This is a genomic window from Methylobacterium sp. NPDC097929, assembly GCF_049543375.1.
Taxonomy (GTDB): Bacteria; Pseudomonadota; Alphaproteobacteria; order Rhizobiales; family Beijerinckiaceae; genus Methylobacterium.
In genome coordinates, this window is sequence record NZ_JBMVEP010000009.1 from 1 (window position 1) to 19,603 (window position 19,603).

The 19,603-nt window shown below is 71.5% G+C and carries 14 protein-coding genes and 1 tRNA gene; 5 read left to right on the forward strand and 10 right to left on the reverse strand.

Annotated features, from left to right (window positions below):
* Positions 1-695: 695 nt before the first annotated feature.
* Positions 696-772 (reverse strand) — tRNA-Arg (locus ACPCJR_RS18915).
* Positions 773-1,219: 447 nt separating this feature from the next.
* Here ACPCJR_RS18915 and ACPCJR_RS18920 point away from each other — a divergent pair.
* The gene (locus ACPCJR_RS18920) at positions 1,220-1,972 is read left to right on the forward strand and encodes a Crp/Fnr family transcriptional regulator (RefSeq protein WP_391514345.1); all 753 of its coding nucleotides are present in this window, start codon (positions 1,220-1,222) and stop codon (positions 1,970-1,972) included.
* A gap of 72 nt (positions 1,973-2,044) precedes the next feature.
* On the opposite strand, the gene ACPCJR_RS18925 is transcribed toward ACPCJR_RS18920, so the two are convergent.
* From ACPCJR_RS18925 to ACPCJR_RS18945, 5 genes are all read right to left on the reverse strand, one after another.
* Positions 2,045-2,374, reverse strand: coding sequence for a c-type cytochrome (locus ACPCJR_RS18925; RefSeq protein WP_391514344.1), 330 nt, complete (start codon positions 2,372-2,374; stop codon positions 2,045-2,047).
* The gene (locus ACPCJR_RS18930) at positions 2,374-3,186 is read right to left on the reverse strand and encodes a universal stress protein (protein ID WP_391514342.1); all 813 of its coding nucleotides are present in this window, start codon (positions 3,184-3,186) and stop codon (positions 2,374-2,376) included. The genes ACPCJR_RS18925 and ACPCJR_RS18930 overlap by 1 nt, the downstream gene beginning before the upstream one ends.
* A 133-nt stretch (positions 3,187-3,319) precedes the next feature.
* A complete protein-coding gene (gene hemN, locus ACPCJR_RS18935) occupies positions 3,320-4,660 on the reverse strand; it encodes an oxygen-independent coproporphyrinogen III oxidase (protein WP_391514341.1) in 1,341 nt (446 codons plus the stop codon).
* On the reverse strand, positions 4,657-6,336 hold the full coding sequence (locus ACPCJR_RS18940) for an ATP-binding cassette domain-containing protein (RefSeq protein WP_391514339.1): 1,680 nt from the start codon (positions 6,334-6,336) through the stop codon (positions 4,657-4,659). The genes hemN and ACPCJR_RS18940 overlap by 4 nt, the downstream gene beginning before the upstream one ends.
* A complete protein-coding gene (locus ACPCJR_RS18945; RefSeq protein ID WP_391514337.1) occupies positions 6,333-7,985 on the reverse strand; it encodes an ATP-binding cassette domain-containing protein in 1,653 nt (550 codons plus the stop codon). Before ACPCJR_RS18945 ends, ACPCJR_RS18940 begins: the two co-directional genes overlap by 4 nt.
* A gap of 103 nt (positions 7,986-8,088) precedes the next feature.
* On the opposite strand from ACPCJR_RS18945, the gene ACPCJR_RS18950 reads away from it, so the two are divergent.
* The 3 genes from ACPCJR_RS18950 to cydX all read left to right on the forward strand — a co-directional run bounded on the left by ACPCJR_RS18950 (position 8,089) and on the right by cydX (position 11,062).
* On the forward strand, positions 8,089-9,678 hold the full coding sequence (locus tag ACPCJR_RS18950) for a cytochrome ubiquinol oxidase subunit I (RefSeq protein ID WP_391514335.1): 1,590 nt from the start codon (positions 8,089-8,091) through the stop codon (positions 9,676-9,678).
* Positions 9,679-9,744: 66 nt separating this feature from the next.
* Positions 9,745-10,899, forward strand: a complete 1,155-nt coding sequence (cydB, locus tag ACPCJR_RS18955; RefSeq protein WP_391514333.1) for a cytochrome d ubiquinol oxidase subunit II — start codon at positions 9,745-9,747, stop codon at positions 10,897-10,899.
* A gap of 31 nt (positions 10,900-10,930) precedes the next feature.
* A complete protein-coding gene (gene cydX, locus ACPCJR_RS18960; protein WP_110350613.1) occupies positions 10,931-11,062 on the forward strand; it encodes a cytochrome bd-I oxidase subunit CydX in 132 nt (43 codons plus the stop codon).
* Between the two features lie 49 nt (positions 11,063-11,111).
* Here cydX and ACPCJR_RS18965 read toward each other — a convergent pair whose 3' ends face one another.
* On the reverse strand, positions 11,112-14,750 hold the full coding sequence (locus ACPCJR_RS18965) for a glycosyltransferase (protein ID WP_423451915.1): 3,639 nt from the start codon (positions 14,748-14,750) through the stop codon (positions 11,112-11,114).
* 757 nt (positions 14,751-15,507) lie between these two features.
* On the opposite strand from ACPCJR_RS18965, the gene ACPCJR_RS18970 reads away from it, so the two are divergent.
* A complete protein-coding gene (locus ACPCJR_RS18970) occupies positions 15,508-16,413 on the forward strand; it encodes a hypothetical protein (RefSeq protein WP_391514329.1) in 906 nt (301 codons plus the stop codon).
* Positions 16,414-16,514: 101 nt separating this feature from the next.
* Here the strand turns inward: ACPCJR_RS18970 and ACPCJR_RS18975 are convergent, their stop codons facing one another.
* From ACPCJR_RS18975 to ACPCJR_RS18985, 3 genes are all read right to left on the reverse strand, one after another.
* Positions 16,515-17,285, reverse strand: a complete 771-nt coding sequence (locus ACPCJR_RS18975; RefSeq protein ID WP_391514328.1) for an anti-sigma factor family protein — start codon at positions 17,283-17,285, stop codon at positions 16,515-16,517.
* Between the two features lie 80 nt (positions 17,286-17,365).
* Positions 17,366-17,926 carry a sigma-70 family RNA polymerase sigma factor gene (locus ACPCJR_RS18980; protein WP_391514326.1) on the reverse strand — a complete coding sequence of 187 codons (561 nt, stop codon included), beginning with the start codon at positions 17,924-17,926 and terminating at the stop codon, positions 17,366-17,368.
* 267 nt (positions 17,927-18,193) lie between these two features.
* The gene (locus ACPCJR_RS18985; RefSeq protein ID WP_391514325.1) at positions 18,194-19,504 is read right to left on the reverse strand and encodes a L,D-transpeptidase family protein; all 1,311 of its coding nucleotides are present in this window, start codon (positions 19,502-19,504) and stop codon (positions 18,194-18,196) included.
* Between the last annotated feature and the right edge of the window lie 99 nt (positions 19,505-19,603).

A 19,603-nucleotide genomic window follows, 5' to 3' on the forward strand; every position in this document is an offset into this window, starting at 1 on the left:
CCTCGAACCCGCAAGGACGAAAACAAGCCGCCCACGTTTCTCTTTCTCTCGATTCACTTGTCAAAGAGCGCGAAGTCGACACCCTCGCGGGTATACCCTTCCACCGAAGACGCGCCGACAGCCCGGTTGCCCGGCCCATCCAGCCCACCTTCAGCGAGTAGTCCTCTGCCGGGCCAGCGACCGAAGTCGCCGTCTTGAGCCCCGCTGCAGCGGTCCGCGGCGTCTAGAGCCGGCGAACCGTCCTGTCAACCGCCCCGATCCGACACCGAAGCGTCCGGAAGCGTCGACACCCCGGACCACGAAGGACAGCGATCGCCCGATCCAGTCACCCGGATCAGCTCCGCTCCACCCCATCGTCCGAAGACCCCGAAGCGCCTGCCCACCGAGTGGTGGACCGCGGTGCCCCGTCGGTGAGGCAGCTTCTACGGACCACCTCCGCCGACGTCAACAGCCCCGCCTGAAAAAGTTTGCCAGCAATCGCTTCGGTTCGGAGTGCCCGCCAGTAAGTGGGGAGGGAACGATCGCACAGGGCTTGCTCCATCGGCGTAATGCCGATGCTGGGCGGCCTGCCGTGCAATGCCGCGCAACGGACAGATCTCGGGCGTCGCCGCGTGAGAGCATCCGCACCGCTGTGTTCGGCGAAGTCTGGGGGGCGAAGCGACCGAGCCTCGAAAGGCAATCGAGACGGGTCATGCTGGCGACCCCGGTAGGGCTCGAACCTACGACCTGCCGCTTAGAAGGCGGCTGCTCTATCCAGCTGAGCTACGGGGCCGGTCAGCCGAGGCTGTCGTAACAGGCCCCCCGCGACCTGTCATCCGTCTGGACGAACGAGCCGTTTGCCCTCTGCGCGGACCCCCGGGAGCACGGCGGCCCGTTCGCTTCGGCGGACTCTCGAAAGGGCTTGTGCCGCGGCGACCGACGCCGGTGACGCGAGCGTCCTGAACCGCACCGGCTTCCGTCACGGTCGGAGGCGGGCGTGCGTATTCGGGAGGGAGGTTCGAGATATTTCTGAGAACGCGCAGCACCGTTCATTGGACACAATCGAGCTGCCCGTGGCGGCTGCCATGAATTCGCTCTGCGTATGTCGAGCTTTGATCAAAGTCCTCGACCCGCCCCACGAACCAACCCCACGGCGATGGTCTTGCTCGCGCCTCCTTCACAAGGCCGCTCAACCCGGCGTATCTCTTGAGCTGGATCGATTGCGGCGTGGGAGCCTCCGATGCAGGATTGCGGCGCGCAGGCCGGCGGGGAGCGGGCCGATCACGGTCACGCCTGCGCCCACGAACGGTCCGAGGGGGGCTGCGCCGCCTGCGGCGTGCGCCTCGTCAGTGTCTGCGCCGCCCTCACGACCGAGGAGCTCGACCGCCTGGAGGCGGTCAGCCAGCAGGTTCACCTGGATGCCCGCCAAGCCCTGTTCCACCAGGACAACACGGCCGGCGCCGTCTACAACGTGACGGAGGGCATGCTGCGCCTCTCGCGGCTGCTGCCGGATGGCCGCCGTCAGGTCGTGGGCTTCGCCATGGTCGGCGACTTTCTCGGCCTCGCCCTGCCCGAGCGCTTCACCGTCACCGCCGAGGCGCTGGCGCCGACCAAGCTCTGCCGCTTCGAGAAGCGCGCCTTCGCGGGCCTCGTGGCCGAGGCGCCGCACCTGCTCCAGCGCCTCTATGAGCGGGCGGGCTACGAACTCACCCTGGCGCAGGACCACATGATGCTGCTCGGGCGCCGCACCGCCGAGGAGAAGGTGGCGAGCTTCCTCCTCGGCCTGCGCGCCCGCTACGCCCGCATCGGGCAGAATTCGGTGACCGTCGAGCTGCCGATGGGGCGGCAGGACATCGCCGACCATCTCGGCCTCACGATCGAGACGGTGAGCCGGATGCTGACGCGGCTCGACCGGGACAAGGCGATCCTGATCGTGCCCGGCGGCGTACGCCTGCTCGACATCGCCCCGCTCGAAGCGTTGGCGGCGAGCTGAAGGCGACCGCCAAGCCTTGCCTCGATGCGCCTCTTTGCGGCGAACCGGCCTGCGCTCCGGCACGGGATCGCTCTACCGCTCGAGCGTCTCGAGATAGGCGATCAGGGCCTGTGCCTCGTCGGGGTCGAGGCGGAATTCCGGCATCGTGGGATGCCCCGTGGTGATGCCCTCCGCCAGCGCCTCGCCGAGGTCGGAGACGGGGTAGCGCCGGTGCAGCAGGCGGAAGGGCGGCGCCTCCGCCAGCGGACTGTCGCCGACCCGCCCCACCGCGTGGCAGCGGGCGCAGTGGGTTAGGGCGATGGTCGCGCCGCGCTGCGCGCGGGCATCGAGCGCCTGGGCGGCGACCGGTAGCAGGGCCGGCAGGCTCGACAGCAGGAGGGTTGCGAGGATCGAGGCGCGCATCAGTGACACATCAGGCAGGGAAAGGGGCTGTGCTGCAGCACGTCGCGGGTGACGCCGCCGAACATCCATTCCCGCAGGCGGGCCTGTCCGTAGGCACCCATCACGATGAGGTCGGCATCCTGCTTCCGGGCGAAGCGCAGGAGCTCGTCGCCGTCGCTCACGGCGGTGCGCAGGAGATGGGTGGTGACCGGGGCGCCGTGGCGGGCGAGATGGGCGGCCACCTCCTCGGCGCCCTCGTGATGGGCGCCCGGCCCCGCGCTGGCGACGAAGACCTGATCCGCCTCGCGCATGAAGGGCAGCGCGGCCGAGACGGCCCGGCGCGCCGCGACGCCGTCCTTCCAGGCCACGACGATCCGCGCGGCCCGAAGCCCCTCGACGCGCGGCGGCACCACGAGCACGGGACGGCCGGCCTCCATCAGAACGGCGCCGGGCGCCACGCCGAACGGTCCCGGCGGATCGTCGTCGGCTCCCTGGCGCCGCACGACGACGAGATCGGCCGCCCGCGCCCGGGCCACGAGGTGCCGGGCCGGCTCCGCCAGGGCCGTCTGCCAATCGGTGCGTGCCACCGCCTCGGTGCAGACGGCGAACACGGCTCGGGCCCGTTCGAGCGCGGCGAGCGCCTTCTCCTTGTTCTCGGTCTCCCGCCGCTCGATCTCGCCGATATCCTGGAAGAAGATCGGCATCGGCAGCGCGCAGGCGGCCGCTCCGGTCAGCGTCGCCTCGAAGCGCTGCGCGAGGCCGGCGGCGAGCCGGATGCGGTCGGGTGTCGCCTCGTCGAGATCGACCGAGACCAAGATGTTCGCGTACGCCAAGCGGGCCTCCTGCGGCAGTGACGGTCGGTTCGGCGGCCCCATCCTCGCCATCCGGCGAGGCGGCCTCCTTGATCCAGCGCAAGGCCGAGGCGCGCGGCGCCTCCGCACCGGGTCTGCGCCTGGACGAGCGGTGTCAGAACGCGGGGGCGTGCGTCCCGACCGTGCCGGGCAGGCGCGCGTCGAACACCGAGGCGACGACCCGGACGAGGGCGCGGGCGGCCTCGGGCACCGCGACCTGTCCGCGGACCCGGCGCGCCAGCCCCTCGCCGCAGAGAGCGTCGATGCGCGCGAGTTCGGGCTCGAACACCGCCGTGCTCACCGCGTGCCGGGCGCAGACCTCGTCGAGATCGACCCGCAGGTCGCACATCAGGCGCTCGATCACGTCGCGGCGCAGGCGGTCCTCGGGGGTGAGGGCGAGGCCGCGCACGGTCGGCACCTGGCCCGCCTCGATCATCCGGGCATAGGCCGGCACCGCGGCGGCGTTCTGGGCGTAGCCCTGCGGCAGGGCCGAGATCGCGGAGGCACCAAAGCCGATGAGCGCCGCCGCCGCGTCGGTGGTGTAGCCCTGGAAGTTGCGCCGCAGGGTGCCGGCCGTGACCAGCGGGTCGCCGGGCCTCGCGAAATGGTCGAGCCCGACCCGGCGGTAACCGGCCCCGGTCAGGCGCGCGGCCGCGGCCTCGAACTGCGCGAGGCGGGCGGGTCCGTCGGGCAGCGCCTCTTCCGGCAGCAGGGCCTGATGCCGTTTCATCGCCGGGACGTGGGCGTAGCCGAACAGCGAGACCCGGTCCGGATCGAGGGCGAGCGCCCGCAGCACGGTGTCCGTGACGTTCTCCACGTCCTGATGGGGCAGGCCGTACATCAGGTCGAGGTTGAGCCGCGCGATGCCCGCGGCGCGCAGGCGCTCGGCCGCCCACGCCGTCTCGGCGAAGGATTGGCGCCGGCCGATGACCGCCTGCACCCGCGGCTCGAAGCTCTGCACGCCGAGGCTCGCCCGATTGACGCCGATCTCGGCCAGGGCCTCCACGCGGGCGGGGGTGAGCGTGCGCGGATCGATCTCGACGGCGATCTCCGCGTCCGCGGCGAGGCGGAAGCGGTCCGCGATGACGCCCATGACGCGGCGCAGATCCGCCCCGCTCAGCAGGGTCGGCGTGCCGCCGCCCCAGTGCAGATGCGTGACGGGGCGGCGCGGGCCGCCCTCGGTGCTCAGCGCGATCTCGCGCAGGAGCGCGTCGACATAGCCGGCGACGGGCTCGGCGCGGCGCACGACCGTGGTGTGGCAGCCGCAATAGAGGCAGAGCTGCGCGCAGAACGGGACGTGGAGATAGAGCGAGAGCGGCAGGTTCTCGGGCAGTTCCGCGAGCCAGGAGGCCCGGGTCGCGCCGTCGAGGCCTTGGGTGAAGTGCGGCGCCGTCGGGTAGCTGGTGTAGCGGGGCAGCCGGAGGCGGTCGTAGCGGGCGAGGAGATCGGGGTTCATGGGGCGCAGCCTGACGCCGCCCCCGCGCTCGGGCCTTGATCCAGGGCAAGGGGCGTCCCCAGAGCGAGGCGGCGGCCCGGAAGCGCGAGATCGGGGCGGTGGCTCGTGAGCACGACGACGCGGTCGCGCCAGCGCGCCAGCAGACGCGCGAGGATGCGGGCGGCCTGATCGTCGCCGAGATGCTCGGCGGGCTCGTCGAGCAGGATCACGGGAGCCCGGCTCAGGACGGCGCGGGCGAGGTTGAGGCGCTGCGCCTCCCCGAGCGACAGGCTGCCCTCGCCGATCCAAGCATCGAGACCGCCGCCCGCGCGGATGCGGATGTCGAGTTCGACCGCGGCGAGTGCCTCCCAGAGCTCGGCATCCGATGCATCGGGCGCGAACAGATTCTCCCGCACGGTGTCGGCGAGGATGGCGGCGTCGTGCAGGCCGAGATGCGACCGCGCCTGCCGCTCGGCCGCGCGCAGGCGGGTGCCGCCGAGCCGGATCTCCTCCCCGGGCCGGTCCTCGCTCCAGCCGGCGAGCGCCTTCAGCAGGGTGGTCTTGCCGCTGCCGCTGGCGCCGACGAGGGTCAGGGGCAGGCCGGGCGCGACGGAGAGATCGGGCGCCGGGCCGAGGTCGCGCCCGTCCGGCGCGCGCAGCCGCAGGCCGTGCAGCGTGAGCGCACCGGCGGCGGGCGGCGTCGCCAGCCCCGTGGCCGTGTCCTCCTCCCCGGCCGGAAAGCGCGCTCCGGCGAGGCGGGCGCGGACGGCGCCGAGGAGCGCGCGGGGCAGCGCGAGCAGCGGCTCGGCGAGGCCGAGCCAGGCAAAGGCCAGGAAGGCGGCGGGCAGGAGGCCGGTGCCGCGCGCACCCGCGCTCCAGGCCGCGAGCAGCACGGCCAGGGCCGCGCTCGGACCGACGAGTGCCAGCAGGGCTTCGAGCCGAGCCAGCGCCCGCCGCCCGGAGGCCCCCTCCCGCTCCGCGTCGCGGATCGGGTCGAGGGCATCGCGCAGGGCCGCCGCGCGCCGGCCTTCGGCGTCGAGGGGGATGGCGCCCGCGAGCGCCGCGCCGAGATCGGCGGAGGCGGCCCGCCGCGCCGTGCGCGCCCAGGCCTCGACGACGCCGAGCCGGCGCGCCGTGCGGCGGGCGACGAGACGGCCCGCCAGGGCGAGGCCGGCGAGCGGCGCGAGGGCGAGCGGCGCGACGAAGACGGTCGCGGCGAGCAGCGCGAAGAGCGCGGCGCCCGTGATCGCCAGGGGAAAGCCGACGCGCAGCCGGGCGTAGTCGATGTCGGCCACGTCGTCGATGAAATCGGCCAACCGCTCCGGGCGGCCGAGTTGCCAGCCCGCGCCGCGGCTTTCGGGCGCGCGGGCGAGTGCTGCGAACAGGCCGGCCCGGCGGCGGACCTGATCGGCCAGCGCCGCCCGGTGTCCGGCCATGCGCTCGCCGTAGCGCGCGCCCGTGCGTAGCAGCGCGAACAGGCGCACCAGGGCGGCCGGATGGTGGAAGTTGAAGGCGAAGGCCGCCGGACCCGCGCCGGCGAGCGCCACCGCCGCCAGGAAGGTGACGGCGGTGCCGGCGAGGGCGAGGTTCGCGGCAAGCGCCAGGGCCGCGAGCGCGAGGGCGAGGCGCCAAGACGCGTGCCACGAAGACGCGTGCCACGCCCGGGCCGATCGGGCTTGCGAGGGCGAGCGGATCATGCGGCCTGCCTTTCGGGGAGAGCGGCGCCGAGGCTCACGCGACGGTCGGCAAGCGCTGCAAGCGCGGGGTCGTGGGTCGCGACGACGACGAGGCGGTCTCGGGACGCCGCCCGCAGAGCTTGGCGCACCCGCGCCGCGTTCCCAGGGTCGAGCTTGGCGGTCGGCTCGTCGCAGAAGGCGATGCCCGGCCGCAGCAGCAGCCGCGCCGCCGCGACCCGCACCCGCTGGCCGCCGGAGAGGTTTTCCGCTCCTGCCCGGACCGGGGCGTCGAGACCGCCGGGCCAGTGCGGATCGTCGGCGAGGCCGAGCGCGGCGGCCGCCCGCGCCACCGCCTCGGGCGTCGCCACCGAGCCGTCGGCCAGTGCGTGGCGCACAGTGCCGGCCGGGATGGGCGTGTCGAGGGAGACCCAGGTGCACGGACCGTCGGACGGCAGGCGCACCGCACCGGCGAGCGGCGCCTCGACCCCGGCGAGCACCCGCAGCAGGGTCGACTTGCCGGCCCCGCTCGGGCCGGTCAGCGCGACGAGGCCGGTCCGCGGCAGGTCGAAATCGGGGACCGGCCCGGCATGGGGCAGGACGTGGGGCAGGACGAGCCCGCGCACGCCCGGCGCCGCCAGGGACGGCCCGGTCGCCGATGTCCCGGCGGTCGCCTCTTGCGCAAACGCCCAGGCGAGGGCGTCGGCGGCCGCCTCGCCCTCCGCCTTGGCGTGGTAGAGTTCGGCGTAGCGGCGGAACGGCGCGAAGAACTCGGGCGCGAGCAGCAGGATCAGCAGGCTCTGCCAGAGTGCGAGACCCGCAAACCCCGGGATCTTGGCGAGGCCGAGATGACCCAGCCCGAGGAACACCGCCAGGATCGCGATGGCGAGCGAGGCGAAGAAGTCGAGCACGCCCGCGTTGAGGAAGGCGACCGCCAGCACGCCCATGGTGCCGTCGGCATAGGCCGCGAGCCGCCGGTCGAGCTTTTCCGTCTCGTGCGCGAGCCCGTGCGCGGCCAGGATCGTCGGCAGCGCCCGCACCCGGTCGGCGAACTGGGTGGCGAGCCGGCCGAGCGCCGCCTCCTGCGCCGCGGCCCGCTCCCGGATCATTCCGCCGACGAGGGCGAAGAAGACGATCATCACGGGGGTGGCGAGCAGGAGGGCGAGCGCGGCCTGCCAGGAGACCAGGGCCAGCGTGGCCGCCGTCAGCACGGGGCCGAGCGCCATCATGCGCCGCGCCGCGGCATGACCGACGACGAGGCGGGCGAGCGCGCCCGGATGACGCTGCAGGCCGGCGATCAGCGCGCCCCGCGGGAGCTCGGCGGCAGCGCGAGCCGGCATCGACGCCAGACGCGCCTGCGCGGCATCGATCAGCCGCACGCTGACCTCCGCCTCCAGCCCCGCGCTGCGCCCCTCGATCGCCGCGCCGAGCCCGGCGCCCGCCAGCGCGCAGGTCAGCGCGAGGCCGAGGGCGAGCCCGTCGAGTCCTCCCGTCTCGATCAGCGCGCCGGTCAGCCGCGCCAGCGCCACGGCGCCGGCGAGCACCGTGGCAGTGCGCAAAGCGTGGAGCCCGTGGATGCGGCGCAGACCCGCGCCGGCCGCCTCGCGGGCGAGGCCGAGGGCGGCGCGCGGCGCGCGTTCCGGACGGGCGCGGATCGTTCGTTGGCGGGGCATGCCGCCTTGTGCGCAAGGGCGGCCCAGCGCGGCTTTGATCTGGGTCAAGGCGCCTGCGGGGCCTGCGGAGCGACAGGCTTCGCCGGACGCCGAGGAACCTCCCATGACCGATCCGCTGCTCGTCGATCTGTCGCGACTGCAATTCGCGCTGACGGCGATGTACCACTTCCTGTTCGTGCCCCTGACCTTGGGGCTCTCGATCCTGGTCGCCATGATGGAGACCGTCTACGTCATGACGCGTCGCAAGATCTGGCGCGACATGACGAAGTTCTGGGGCCTCCTGTTCGGGATCAACTTCGCTCTCGGCGTCGCCACCGGCCTGACCATGGAATTCCAGTTCGGGATGAACTGGGCCTACTACTCGCACTACGTCGGCGACGTATTCGGGGCTCCGCTCGCCATCGAGGGCCTGATGGCCTTCTTCCTGGAGGCGACCTTCGTCGGGCTGTTCTTCTTCGGCTGGGACAAGCTCTCGGCGCTGACCCACTGCGTCGTCACGTGGCTGATGGCGCTGGGCACGAACTTCTCGGCGCTCTGGATCCTGATCGCCAACGGCTGGATGCAGAATCCGGTGGGCTCCGCCTTCAACCCGGACACGATGCGCATGGAGGTGACCGACTTCGCCGCCGTGCTGCTCAATCCCGTCGCGCAGGCGAAGTTCGTCCACACGGTCTCGGCCGGCTACGTCTGCGGCGCGGTCTTCGTGCTCGGCGTCTCGGCCTTCTACATCCTGCGGGGCCGGCACCTGGAGCTGGCCAAGCGCTCGTTCGCCATCGCCGCAGCCTTCGGGCTCGCCTCGGCGCTCAGCGTCGTCGTGCTCGGCGACGAGAGCGGCTACGCCATCACCGACCACCAGAAGATGAAACTCGCCGCCATGGAGGCGATGTGGCACACGGAGCCGGCTCCGGCCGCCTTCACGGCGGTCGGCATCCCGGATCTGGAAAGCCGCACCACCCGCTACGCGCTCCACATCCCCTACGCGATGGGCCTGATCGGCACCCGCTCGCTGACCACCGAAATCCCCGGCATCGCCGAACTGGTCGAGATCGCCAAGGGCCGCATCCGCAACGGCCTCGTCGCCTACGACGCCCTGGAGCGAATCAAGGCCGACCGGACGGACCGGGAGGCCCGCGCCACCTTCGACCGGACCCAGGCCGATCTCGGCTACGCGCAGCTCCTGAAGCCGCTCATCGGCGACCCGCGCACGGCGAGCGAGGCGGATATCGAGCGGGCGGCGTGGTCGACCGTGCCGCACGTGCCCTCGATCTTCTTCACCTTCCGGGCGATGGTGGCCTGCGGCTTCCTCCTGATCGCCCTGTTCGGGGCCGCGCTCTGGTACACGGCCCGGGAAGCCGAGGCGCCCCGCTGGCTGTTCCGGGCGGCGCTGTGGGCCCTGCCGCTGCCCTGGATCGCCATTGAGTTCGGCTGGTTCGTGGCCGAATTCGGCCGCCAGCCCTGGATCATCGAGGGCGTGCTGCCGACCGCGCTCGCGACCTCCGAACTCGGCATCCCCTCGCTCGTCATCACCATCGCCGGCTTCACCCTCGTCTACGGCGTGCTCGCGGTGATCGAGGTTCGGCTGATGCTGCGGGCCATCGCCAAGGGGCCGGAGACGCTGGCCGAGGACCCGGCGGCCCTCTTCCCCGGCGCCGGCCCGAACACGAGCGGTCCGCGCCTCGTGCCGGGCGAGTAGCCCTCCCCCTTCCCTCAGGTGCCGGCCGATCCCCTTCGCGCCGGCCATCCTTCCGAGGAGCTTCCCATGCTTGCCCTTCTCTCGGACTACGAAACCCTCCGCCTGATCTGGTGGGTCCTGCTCGGCGTCCTGCTGATCGGCTTTGCCGTCACCGACGGCTTCGATCTCGGCGTCGGCGCGCTCCTGCCCTTCGTCGCCCGTACCGATGTCGAGCGGCGGGTGGCGATCCACACCGTCTCGGCGACCTGGGAAGGCAATCAGGTCTGGCTGGTGCTCGGCGGCGGCGCGATCTTCGCCGCGTGGCCGGCGCTCTACGCGCTCAGCTTCTCCGGCTTCTACCTCGCCATGTTCCTCGTGCTGCTCGCGCTGATCCTGCGGCCGGTGGCCTTCAAGTACCGCTCGAAGAACGAGAGTCCGTCCTGGCGCGCCGGCTGGGACCGGGCGCTCTTCGTCGGCGGGGCGGTGCCGGCCCTGATCTTCGGCGTCGCCGTCGGCAACGTGCTGCAGGGCGTGCCCTTCCACTTCACGGGGGACCTGCGCCCGATCTACGGCGGCACGCTCTTCGGCCTGCTCAACCCGCTCGCCCTCCTCTGCGGCGGCCTCTCGGTGGCGATGCTGGTGGCCCACGGGGCGGCGTGGCTCACCTTCAAGGCGGAAGGGCCGGTCGCCGAGCGCGCCCGCGCCCTCGGGCCGAGGGCGGCGCTCGCCACCGCGGCGCTGTTCGCGCTGGGCGGCCTGCTGGTTTGGGCCGGCGCCTTCGGCGGCTACCGGGTCGTGACCCCGCTTCCCGGCGACGGCCCGTCCAACCCGCTCGCCAAGGAAGTCGTCGCGGAGGCCGGCGCCTGGCTCGCCAACTTCCGGGCGCATCCGGCCCTCGCCCTGGTGCCGCTCCTCGGGATCGTGGCGCCGCTCCTCGCCGCGGCGGGCTTCCGCGCTCGGCGGGAGGGGCTGACGCTGCTGGCCTCCAAGCTCGGCATCGCCTGCATCATCGCCACCGTCGGCCTGTCGATGTTTCCCGTCATCCTGCCGTCGAGCACGCATCCGAGCCACGCGCTCACCGTCTTCGACGCCTCCTCCAGCCGGGCGACCCTGCGCAACATGCTGATCGCGACGGTGGTCTTCCTGCCGATCATCCTCGCCTACACGGCCTGGGTCTACCGGGTGCTGTGGGGCAAGGTCTCCGAGCGCGACATCACCGCCCCCGGCTCGGCGGCCTACTGAAGCCTTCCCCCAATCCCGAAGGAGTTCGACGATGTGGTACTTCGCCTGGGTTCTCGGCCTCGGTCTGGCCGCGGCCGTGGGAGTGCTCAACGCCCTCTGGTACGAGCTGCGCGCCGTCCGCGAGACGCCGCCCGAGGTCATTCAACCCCTGCCGACGCCCTGAGCGTCCGCGCCCGCGCAAAGGCGCGCGCAAGGGAGGGGGCGCGGCGAAGCTACCGCGCGGCGAGCCTGTCGTAGAGGGCGATGAGATCCTCGCCCTGATCCGCGGCGGTCCGCGGCGGCTGCGCCTCCCGGGGCGGGCTCGTGCGGAAGCGAGCGGGATCGGCGTCGATCTGCTCGAACACCGCGCGCAGGGCGTCCGGGGAGCCGACATCGACGCGAAAGCCGTCGACGCCCTCGGTGATGTCCTCACCGATCGCACCGAGGTCGCTGGCCACGACCCACAAACCCGCCGCCCGCGCCTCCCGCGTCACCAGCCCGAAGCTTTCGGGCCAGAGCGAGGGGGCGAGCAGCACGTCCATCTCCGCGTAGAGGTCGCTGACCTGCTCCTGCGGCACCTTGCCGACGATCCGGACCGTCGTGGCACCCCAGGTCTCCTCGCTGAGATAATCCGTGGCGAGGGCATGATCGACGAGGGTGAGCGTCAGGTTCTCGAAGCGGCCCCCGCGCAGGATCGTCTCGATCAGCGTAGCGCCCTTGTGGGCCGTGCGACCGCCGATATGCCCGAGGCGCACGCGCCCCGCGCGGTTCTGGCGGCGCGCGACGGGGACCAGCGGCGGAACGCCGTTCGGGATCGCGATCGTCTCGGGAAAGCCCGCCTTGCGGTAGATCTCGGCGAAGGCTTGCGAGACCGCGGCCACGGCGGCGGCAGCGTCGAGCAGGCGGGCCAGCCCGCGGCGGCGCGCGACCGAGGCGGTCGGGCTGACGGACCGGCTCGTCGCGTCGGCGAGGAGATCGGGCGAAGGCATCTGCACCAGTCCGTCCTCGTCGACGAGGAACTGGAAGTCGGAGATCCACCACGCGTCGTGCACGGTGACGACGTAGGGGATGCCCCGCATCCGCACGGCCTCGACCACGCTGGCGGTCAGCTGCTGCACGCAATGGAAGTGCACGAGGTCGGGCTCGAAGCGGTCGAGCAGCGTCTCGAACTCTTCGCGCACCCTCTTGTTGAACGGGCGCCAATCCATGTTCCGCTCGAGCGGCGTCGCGATGCGGAAGACCGGGATGCCGCGATAAGCGTCGATCCGGGTCTGGTAGGGCGGCTCGACACCGACATCGCTGGCCGCCACCGCCAGTTCGAACCGGTCCGCGGCCTGATCCAGGATGTGGTCGATGTTGTCCCGCACGACCCGGGTGGCGCCGCCGACCGTCTGGGGCGGAAAGAACACGTTCACGACGAGGATGCGCGGCTTGCCCTCTCGCCGCGCCGCCGCACCGGGGCGGGCGGCCTCGACGGATTCCTGCGCAGGCGCCTGCCCCGCCTCCAGGGCGGACCAGGCTTCGAGGGCGCGCGTCCGGGCATCGCGGCGGAGCGGAGCGGCCGGAGACGCGGCCGGATCGAGCGGCGGCGGCAGGATGCCCTCGAGAGTCGCGGCGGCAGCGGCGAGGCCGTAGTCCGCACAGGCCTTGGCGCGTGCCCGCCGGCCGATGCTGCGACGAAGCTCGGGATCGGCGATCAGCGCCGCGAGCGCCCGCTTCCAGTCCTGGACCGTCTCGGCCAGGAGAACATCCTGCCCGTCGACGAGGATCTCCCGGTAGGTGCGCGTCGCGCTGACGATGGAGGGGATGCCGCACATGGCGGCCTCCAGCCACTTGATCTCGCTCTTGGCGTCCGCGAAGGGGCCGGGCGAGAGGACGGCGAGATTGATGTCGGCGCCCGAGAGCGCCTCCCAATAGGCGGCCACGTCGTCGGTGAAGCCGAGTTGCCGCACCCGGTGCGCGAAGCGCCGGAAACCGTCACCGAGTTTCAGGTAGCCTGCGATGACGAGGCGAATCTGCGGGTGGCGCTCCAGCATGTCGAGGAGTGCGGGCGCGGCGAGATCGTTGAAGTCCTTGTTGTGCGCCCGCGTGCCCGATCCGTAGAACACCGTCAGCGCCGTCTCCGAGAAGGGCTGCGGCGCGCGGTCGAGGAAGGGCAGGTTGCGCGCGTCCAGGCCGTTGCGCAGAACGTGGCAGACGCCGGAGCGGACGAGTGGGCGCATCCGCTCGGCGAGCGCCGGGGTGGAGGCGAGCCCCGTCTCGCAGGCCCGCATGGCGTAGCGGAACAGCGGGACGCCGTACTGCAGATCGACGTATTGCCTGGGCGTGATCTGCCCCTCGAAGCTCTCCAGCGGATCGGGGTACATGTCGGGATCGAAGACCATGTCGTCGATCTCGTAGATCGTCGGCAGGCCGAGCGCGCGCGCGTAGAGGATCGCGTGCAGGACGCCGGGAAAGGCCGCCACGCGGTAGAAGATCACCGCCGCCGCCCGGTCGAGGGCCGGCCGGCAATCGCCCGCCTCGTCCTGCCGGAACACCTCCACGGTCCAGCCGCCGTGTTCGAGCTGCTGAATCTTCTGCACGACGCGGTAATGATCGCATTGGGGAAGGTCGCGATTGGCGACGATCACGACATGACCGCTCGCCGGGACTGGGAGCCTGGACGGCAGCGGATCGACCACCGCGATCAGGCCGGCGATCGTATCGAGGCAGGCGGTGAGGCGCTGATCCGCCTCGTGCCGCCGGCCCGCGGCGTACAACGTGCGGGCCTCCTCGCTCGCCAGGGCGAAGCTCGCGGCGATCGCACGGTGGGCAGCGGCGCGCCAAGGGGCGGAGGCGTTCCATTTCCCGGCTGAGCGGCGGACGCGGTCGAGGGCCTCGGCCACGCCGTCCGGCCGGCCGAGCAGGCCGTCGATCGCGTGGATGTGGCTCCACACGATGGCGCCGGGCGCGTCGGCGGCGACGGCGAAGGCGCGCGCCGCATCGTTCGTGCGGTTGAGCAGGCGCAGCGCGTCACCGAGCCGGTGATGGATGCGCCCCGCGGTGAGACCGGCCCGCAACGCCCGGTCATAGGCTTCCTTGGCGGCGACGGCGTGGCCCCGGGTGAGATGGTACTCTCCGATCCGCTCGAGGAGCGGGGCCGAGCAGGCTTGGCGGATGGGTTCGAGTTCCCAGAGATGGAAGCCCGTCTCCATGAAGTGCCGCAGGGCATTCAGCCGCCCGGCCGGTGGCGGAGCGATGCCCTCGGGCAGCAACGGCCGGTAGGCCGCCTCGTCGAAGCAGTCGGGGAAACGCTCGTCGCCGATCAGGCCTTTCAGCGCGGCGGCCTCGGTGCCGGGCTCTCCGCGGCCGATCCCCCGGCCGAGCCAGTGACGATACAGGTCGGCGTCGCCGACGCCGGCCGGCGCATCCGGATTGTTCGAGCGGTAGAAGGCGGGATCGAAGCGCTGGCGCAGGGAGATCGGAGCGAGCCGGTCCACGCCCTCCGTCAGGAAGGCGGTGAGCCCCTCGATGCGCGAGGTGGGCTGGCGCGGCAGCCATGCCGCGTTCAGCAGCGCGAATTCGTTGAGCGCGAAGTGGTCGAGCCAGGGCCCCGGCAGGACCCGCATGGATGCCAGGAGATGCGCGAAGCTCTCGGCATGGTGCTCCCCGACGGCCTCGGCCGAGCGCGCCAGCATGCGCTCGTATTCCTGATCGAAGGCCGCCAGGTCGGCGCGGTGCGCGCGGCCCTCCCAGCGCCCGAAGCGGAGATAGTGCTCCGTGAGCCTCCAGGCCTCGGTGATCCCGGCCAAGTCGTCGTGGATCGCCCGGTAATGCTCGGGGATGAAGTCCCGCGGCAGCGGACCGCCCTCACCCTCCAGCGCGGCGATCATGGCGGCGGCGTTGGGAAAGCGGCCCTCCTGCCGGCCGTGCTTGAGGTAGTGCTGCCGGAGGCTTCTCGCCTCGCCGCCAAGAACGGCGAGGTCGGGATAATACGCCCGGTAGAAGTTCGGATCGAAGTCGGCCGCTGCGCCCGACGGCTTCCCCGTCGGTAGCAGACCCTTCCGGTCCAGGCTCCTCCCGAGGCGGGTCCGCTGCGAGAGCATCTGCAAGCTGCGCTTGAACAACGTCGGAGGCCCCGCCCACGAATTGAGAAAATTCTTAAAACGATTCGACGGCTTTTCCCGTCTCGCTCAAAACGTTCGCTCGGACCGGCAGTGTCGACCCGGAGCCTTGCAAGAGAGAATTCCATCTCTCAACGCAGCGGCGCATTCCGAAGACATTCACACTTTCGGCAACGGATCGCTAGACCTCTCGAAATCCCGGCCGCATCGCAGCAGGCGCAGTACGAGCCCCGTCGCGTGACGTGGGCCGGCGCCCGCAACGCTCGGGCTATGAGAGCGAAGGCCGCCGCGCCCCCTTCGGCACGCTGCGTACAGTTGAGAAGCACCAATCAAATTTCGGCTATCATAACGTTTGGCCGTACGCTTGGACCTGCGAGCAATTTCGCTCCGGCGAAAGAGGCGTGTCTTGCGGGACGCGGCTTGGCCCCCATCGTATCAGCCGCGTACCGGACGATTGCGCGAGGGCCCGCGACGCCGATAACCTCTCTCCTCTCCATACGGGATCGAGGGGTGAGGTATTCGCGACATGCATTCCGGTTCCCTGTCGCTGGACGCCTTCCTGGCGCGTCGGTCGGCCGACCGACGCCTTGCCCGGCTCACCCATGACGTTCCTCTGCCGGAGAGCTGGGGCATCGAGTTCGGGCCGTCGAACAATCCGACCGCCCTGCCCGAGGGTATCCGCGTCGCCTACGTCGATCACGCGCTCGACGCGCAGGCCGGCCGGCCGGACGCCGCGCCGATCGACCATGCTTGGCCGGGCTCGGGCTCTCTGGCGGAGGTGCTGGGCCGGGACGGCTTCGACGACGGCTTCGACTTCGCGATCGCCGCGCAGGTCGCGCAATACGTGCCCAACCTGCTCGGTTGGTTCCGCGGCATCCACGGCGTCCTACGCCCTGGCGGCGTGCTCAACCTCTCGCTGCCGGACCGGCGCTTCATGTTCGATGCGGGACGCACCGACAGCAGCATCGCCGAACTCGTCGAGGCGGATCTGCTCGCCTACACGCGCCCGAGCCCGCGCCAGATGTTCGCCCATACCTATCAGGCCCGGGCCGTCGATCCCGGTCGGGTCTGGGCAGGGGAGGATCCGGCTCGGGCACCGCGCCTGTGCGGTGAGGCGGCCCTGGCCCTGGCACACGCGCAGACAGCCGAAGCCTTCGCCTCGAGCCGCTACACGGAATGCCATTGCTGGGTCTTCACGCCGCTGTCCTTCCTCGCCCTCGTCGAGGAGGCATCGCGGCTGGGCCTGTTCCCGTTCGTCCTGAACCGGATCGCCGGGACGGAGCCGAACGGCTTCGAGTTCTACGTGTCGATGCGGCGGGACGGGGAGGCTGACCCGCAGGCCTTACAGAACCTGCAGCAGGGCGCGGTCGCCCATCTGCGCGAGATCCTGGAGCGGCAGCGCCGGACCGCAACGCTCCTGGCCGCTCCGTAATCAAGCGGACGGGGCGGATGAGTCGTCACGCCGACCGTTCGTGAGACGGATTCCGGCCGCGACGCTCGTCGCGGCGGTCCGGTTCGCCACCCGGAGTGTTTCTACTCCCGGATGGCGGCCAGCCGCTCGGCGGCGGCGTGAAGCGCCGGGTCGTTGCGCGATCCGCTCAGGGCGTAGGCGGTGCTGCCGTTGCGCCAATAGGCCGTGGTGCCGTCGGTGGAGCGCGCCACGGGCTCCGTCCCCTCGGGAAGAGCCGCGCCGCTGCTCCGCTTGGCGAAGAGGGCGAGTTCGCCGATTTCGCCCGACTGGATCGACACCTCGATGCCCGTGCCGTTCCGGCTCGGGAAGATCTGCACGTCCCGGACGGTCCAGCCGTTGGGCAGCGGCGGGAGATCGACCCCGGTGGCCGCCTCCAAGTCGGCAGGATCGTAGGCCGAGGCCGAAGGCAGGCTGGTCGTGCGGGCGCGGATCTGGACGGCCCGGCGGGCCTGCTGCGCCTCCTCGGCCAGGGAGGCGTCGATCGGCGAGGCGATGGAACCGGGAACGCCGAAGGTGCCGATCTCGGTATGCGCGAGCCAGCCCGCGCCCACCAGCACCGCGACCGCCGCCGCCCGGCGCATGCGCGAGTGGACCCGCTGCCACGCGAAGGCGCGATCGATCCGGCGCGCACTCTCGCGAAGCCGCTCGGGGGCGGGTTCCGCCAGGGGGAGCATGGCCTCGCGCAACGCATCGCGGTCGCGCAGGTCGGCCATGACCTGGAGCGCGTCCTCGGGATTGTGCGCGAGGTGCGCCTCGACCTCGACGCGGCGCATCGGGTCGAGCTCGCCATCGACATACGCGATGAGATCGGCTTCCGTGACCGGATCGACCATCAGCCTACTCCGACTGCCCTTCATGCCTACCGCCCCCGTTTCGTAGCGATCTTCTTGTTCTTAACGGCCAGAACCGGTGATCAATTCCCACCGACGACGCGCAGATGCGACCGCTTCCGGTCGGGCATGTCGTCGGAGACGTCGGCAACCTTGCCCTTGTGGTTGCCCTCTTCGAAGGCGCGCAGGGCCGCCCGGCCGCGGCCGAGCCGCGACATGAGGGTGCCGATGGGAATGCCGAGCACGGCCGCCGCGTCGGCATAGGCCATGCCCTCGAGGGTCACGAGATGGAGCGCGGCGCGCTGCTCCTCCGGCAGGCTCTCGAACGCCTTGCGGATCTGCATGAGCCGCACCTGCCCCTCCTGGGCGGGCGGGGCCATCTCGTCGGAGAGCTGCACCAGCACGTCGGCGTGACGCGCCTCGACCCGCTTGCGGCGCTGCTCGTCGATGAAGACGTTGTGCAGCACCGTCATCATCCAGGTGCGCAGGTTGGTGTCGGGTCGCAAGTTCGCACGCGATTCGAGGGCGCGAACCATGGTGTCGTGGACGAGGTCATCCGCCTTGAGCGAATCCCGCGTCAGCGACCGGGCGTAGCGCCGCAAGGGCACCAGCAGGTCGACGATTTCGGAGCGTTTCGAGCGCATTCTGTCGGCCACCATAATCCGTTGACGGCTGACCTGCGCCTTTAATCCGCCGATCCGACCTTTTTTCGAAAAAACCTGCGCACCCGGTCCGGAGTGGGAGGATGCGGCAGGACTTCCTGCGATCGGACGCGGGTGCCGGGCAAAGGCCCGAACCGCGAAAAGTTGGCTCAGACGCGAACAGCCCGGAGCGGATGAGATCCGCTCCGGGCTGCTGGCATGATGGGTCTTGGCCGTATTGGTCTTGGCCGTTCGGTCGGACGAAGGGGATCAGTTCCCCTCGTCGCCCGGCTCGAACACCTCCGGCTGGGTCGAGGCGGCACTGGCGACCGGAGTCGGCGCCTCGATGGTCGAGGGCACGTTCACGCCGTCGCGCTTGTAGATGTCGTCGCGGAACTGCACCGTGCCGTCCGGGGTCGCCCAGGCGGTGATGTAGGTCCAGTAGACCGGCACGGGCTGGGTCATCCGCGCGTCGATGCGCTGGCCGCTCTCCACTGCGCGCTCGACCGCGTTGCGGTCCCAGCCGGGCGTGTCCTTCAGCAGCCACGTGATGTACTCGCGCACGTTCTGCACGCGCACGCAGCCCGAGGAGATGAAGCGGAAATCGTCGCCGAACACGCCGCGGGAATTGGTGTCGTGCATGAACACGCCGTGCGGGTTCGGGATATTGATGCGCACGACGCCCATCGAGTTGAAGTCGGCGCCCGAATCCTGGCGGTAGGTGTAGCGGGTGCCCTCGTCCGAGTTCCAGTTCACGGAGCGCGGCGAGATTTCCTGGCCGCCCGAGAGGATGCGGATCTTGTTGTCGGTGAGGTAGTTCGGATCCTTCTGCATCTTCGGGATCAGGTCCTTCCTCACGATCGAGGCCGGGACCGTCCAAGTCGGGTTGAAATTGATCTCGACCGCCTTGGCATTCATGATCGGCGACTGGCGGTCGATCTTGCCCACGCCCGCGGCGTGCAGGGTCACGACCTGGCCGTTCTCCACCGTCTGCACCAGGGCGGCGGGGATGTTGGTGATGACGAAGCGCCGGCCGAGATCGCCCGAGTAGGAGCGCAGGCGGATCACGTTGGTCTCGAGCTGGCGCAGACGCACGTCGGCGGGCACGTTCATGGCCGCCTGGGTCGCCGGGCTCATCTGGCCGGTCTGGGAGAGGCCGTGGCGGGCCTGGAAGCGCTTCACGCCGGCCGCGACGTAGGAATCGTAGGTGCCCGCGCCGCCGGCATTGGCGTCGAGGTCACCGGTCACGATCAGGCGCTGGCGCACCGCCGCGACCGCGGGACCGCGCGAACCGATGCGCAGACCGGCCGCGCCGGAGACCGGCTGCCAGCCGCCGCGGGAGACGATGGAGCGGTATTTCTCGGCCATCGCATCGGTCGCCGCCGCCGTCTCGGGCGAGAGGATCGGCGTCGAAGAGCGGTGCACCTGCATGGTGGAGGGGGCGGCGTAGTCCTGCGCCCACTCGGCCTGGGCGAAGCCGGCCTCGCGCGCGAGCGCCGGGCCGGCGAGCAGGGTGCCCGCCGTCAGCGCGACGGCGAGGGAGCGGGCGAGGGGACGGGAGGGGCGCGCGGTCTGCAGCATCGATCCGGGGCTCTGGACTGAGGGTGCGGTCGGTCGGATCCGGCGAGACGCCAAGGTTTTACGAAACCAAGTCTCGGCCAAGTCCTCGTGCCGCCGTTG